The 2,794-nt window shown below is 64.2% G+C and carries 4 protein-coding genes; 3 read left to right on the top strand and 1 reads right to left on the bottom strand.

The genetic code is table 11. The annotated features are described in order from the left end of the window. Window positions 1-87 precede the first annotated feature (87 nt). Window positions 88-900: a 4-hydroxy-tetrahydrodipicolinate reductase gene (dapB, locus tag ACSHXM_RS21510; RefSeq protein WP_435692427.1), complete on the bottom strand. Its 813-nt coding sequence runs from the start codon at window positions 898-900 to the stop codon at window positions 88-90. Window positions 901-948: 48 nt separating this feature from the next. Here dapB and rbfA point away from each other — a divergent pair, with 48 nt between their 5' ends. From rbfA to truB, 3 genes are all read left to right on the top strand, one after another. Further along, window positions 949-1,350 carry a 30S ribosome-binding factor RbfA gene (gene rbfA, locus ACSHXM_RS21505; protein ID WP_435692425.1) on the top strand — a complete coding sequence of 134 codons (402 nt, stop codon included), beginning with the start codon at window positions 949-951 and terminating at the stop codon, window positions 1,348-1,350. Between the two features lies 1 nt (window position 1,351). Continuing rightward, window positions 1,352-2,065 carry a phosphodiester glycosidase family protein gene (locus tag ACSHXM_RS21500; RefSeq protein WP_435692423.1) on the top strand — a complete coding sequence of 238 codons (714 nt, stop codon included), beginning with the start codon at window positions 1,352-1,354 and terminating at the stop codon, window positions 2,063-2,065. Then, a partial coding sequence (truB, locus tag ACSHXM_RS21495) for a tRNA pseudouridine(55) synthase TruB (protein WP_435692421.1) occupies window positions 2,066-2,794 on the top strand: 729 nt, incomplete at its 3' end. It abuts the gene before it with no gap.

The following is a 2,794-nucleotide window of genomic DNA, read 5'->3' as shown; positions in this document are numbered from 1 at the left end:
AGCGTGATCTTCTTCATTTGGGCCAATTCCGAGAAATATTTCATCTACAACAGTTAGGCACTTGGGCGAAGATATCCAATAACATCGCTATGAGTCGGCCAATCCCAATACATCCATCATATCATAACAGCCCGGCGAACGGTCGAGACCCCATAATCCGGCCTGCAACGCGCCCCGCGCGAACAGGCGACGGTCGCTTGCCACATGGCGCAGCACGATGCGTTCGCCCTCGCCCGCGAAGACGACATCATGTTCCCCGATGATGTCGCCGCCGCGAATGGATGAAAATCCGATGTCGCCTTTCTTGCGCGCACCGGTGATGCCGTCGCGACCGCGATCCGACACCTCGTCGAGGGAAACGCCGCGGCCCTTCGCCGCCGCCTCGCCCAGCATCAGCGCGGTGCCGGACGGCGCATCGACCTTGCGATTGTGGTGCGCCTCGATCACTTCGATATCGAACTGTGTTCCCAGCGCCGCGGCGACCTGCCGGGTCAATCCGGTCAGCAGGTTGACGCCAAGCGACATGTTCCCGGCCTGTACGATCACGGCATGACGTCCGCAAATGTCGATGCTGGCCTGCTCATCTTCACTCATTCCGGTGGTGCCGATGACATGCACGGCACGGGCCTGAGCGGCGATCTGCGCCGTCGCCACGGTCGCGGCTGGCGTGGTGAAATCGATCACGATCTGCGCCGATGCGATGGTCTCCAGCGGGTCGTCGCTGACCTTTACGCCCAGCGCGGCGCCGCCCATGGCGGTGCCGACATCCTGACCGATCCAGTCATGACCCTCGCGCTCGACCGCGCCGGACAGCGCCAGATCATCGCGTTCGGACAACAATCCGATGACCATTCGACCCATTCGGCCAGAGGCCCCCATCACCACGACACCCGGCGTCATACGTCCCTCCGCTTGGCAAATCCCGCTGCGGGCCTTAGATCACGCGACATGGCGAAAAACAAACATCACGATGGCCCGGCCCGCGGACCCTCGCAGCGTCAGCTCCGCGTCGGAGAACTGATCCGTCGCACCATGGCGGATGTGCTGAACCGCGGCGACATCCACGATCCCGAACTGAACCGCTATTCGATCACCGTGGGCGAGGTGCAGGCGAGCCCGGACCTCAAGGTGGCGACCGCCTATGTCATGCCGCTGGGCGGTGACGACCGCGAGGGCGCGATTGCCGCGCTGAAGCGCAACGCCTCGGAAATCCGCCGGGCGGTGAGCAAGGAACTGACACTAAAATACGCCCCGGAACTGCGGTTTCGCATCGACGAGACGTTCGACCGGATGGATGACACCCGACGCCTCTTTGCCGAGGACAACGTCCGCCGCGATCTGGACGACTGAGATGCGACTGGCTGCCCTATTCGTGCTGCTGGCCGGTCCCGCCGCCGCCGTGACCTGCGAAACCATCGATTACGAGGGCGCCCGCTACACCGCCTGCGAGGTCGATCCCGCAACCGAGAACCTGCGCCTGTTCCACACCGGCCCCGATGGCGAAGTGTTCGGCAGTTTCGCGGCAATCGACGCGTCCCGCGATGTCGAGGATCTGTCCTTCGCGATGAATGCCGGCATGTATCATGACGACCGCGCCCCCGTTGGCCATTATCTCGAGAACGGGATCGAGACGATGCGCGTGATCACTTCCGAAGGGCCGGGCAATTTCGGACTGCTCCCCAACGGTATCCTGTGCATCACCGATCAAACCGCGCGGGTCTATGAAACGCTCGACTACGTCGAAACCGCGCCCGAATGCCGCGATGCCACGCAATCGGGACCGATGCTGGTGGTCGACGGCGCATTGCACCCCAAGTTGCTGCCCGATGGCACCTCGCGGCTGATCCGGAATGGGGTCGGCACCTCGGCGAACGGCGACCGCGCGGTTTTCGTGATCTCCGGCACCGCCGTTAATTTCCACAGCTTCGCGAGCTTCTTCCGCGACCGGCTTGGGCTGCCCGACGCGCTTTTTTTCGATGGACGCGTCTCACGCCTCCACGATCCCGCCTCCGGTCGATCCGATGGCGGTCTGCCGATGGGGCCCATCGTCGGCGTGCTCGAATAGATGGGCCGCCGCAAGAAGGGGCGCGACGTCTCGGGCTGGGTTATCGTCGATAAGGCGGCGGGCATCGGCTCGACCACGGTCGTCAACAAGGTGCGCCGGGCGTTCGACGCCAAAAAGGCCGGTCATGCAGGCACGCTGGACCCGGACGCGACCGGACTGCTGGCGGTGGCGCTGGGCGAGGCGACCAAGACGATCCCCTTCGTCACCGATGCGCTCAAATCCTATGAATTCACGCTGGCCTTCGGGTCCTCGACCAGCACCGATGACGCCAGCGGCGAGATTCTGGAGGCCAGCGATCACCGCCCCGACACCGACCAGATCGAGGCCGCACTGGCACAGTTCACCGGCGATATCGTTCAGGTGCCGCCGCGAGTTTCGGCGGTGAAGGTCGATGGCGCACGCGCCTATGACCTCGCCCGCGAGGGTGAGGACTTCGATCTCAAGGCGCGTCCACTGCATGTTTCAGAGCTGAGTTTGCTGGATCGTCCCGATGCGGATCACGCGACCCTGCGGATGACCTGCGGCAAGGGCGGCTATGTCCGCTCGATCGCGCGTGACCTCGGCGTGGCGCTCGGAACATTGGCCCATGTCGTCACGCTGCGCCGGACATGGGCGGGGCCATTCACGCTGGACGACGCGGTCACACTCGACGCGCTGGAGGCGGCCGAGGACGTCGACGCGCTTTTGGAGCCTCTCGAATGCAGCCTGACGGACATGCCGATGCTGACC

The organism is Paraglaciecola sp. (assembly GCF_051252315.1).
Lineage (GTDB): Bacteria > Pseudomonadota > Gammaproteobacteria > Enterobacterales > Alteromonadaceae > Paraglaciecola.
Note: the sequence above shows the minus strand (reverse complement) of the source record. Positions and strands in the feature narration are given on the sequence as shown.

What these genes read in the sequence shown, in the direction of transcription:
- dapB (WP_435692427.1), bottom strand. Translation starts at nt 900, where the DNA reads ATGACGCCGGGTGTCGTGGTGATGGGGGCCTCTGGCCGAATGGGTCGA.
- rbfA (WP_435692425.1), top strand. Translation starts at nt 949, where the DNA reads ATGGCGAAAAACAAACATCACGATGGCCCGGCCCGCGGACCCTCGCAG.
- ACSHXM_RS21500 (WP_435692423.1), top strand. Translation starts at nt 1,352, where the DNA reads ATGCGACTGGCTGCCCTATTCGTGCTGCTGGCCGGTCCCGCCGCCGCC.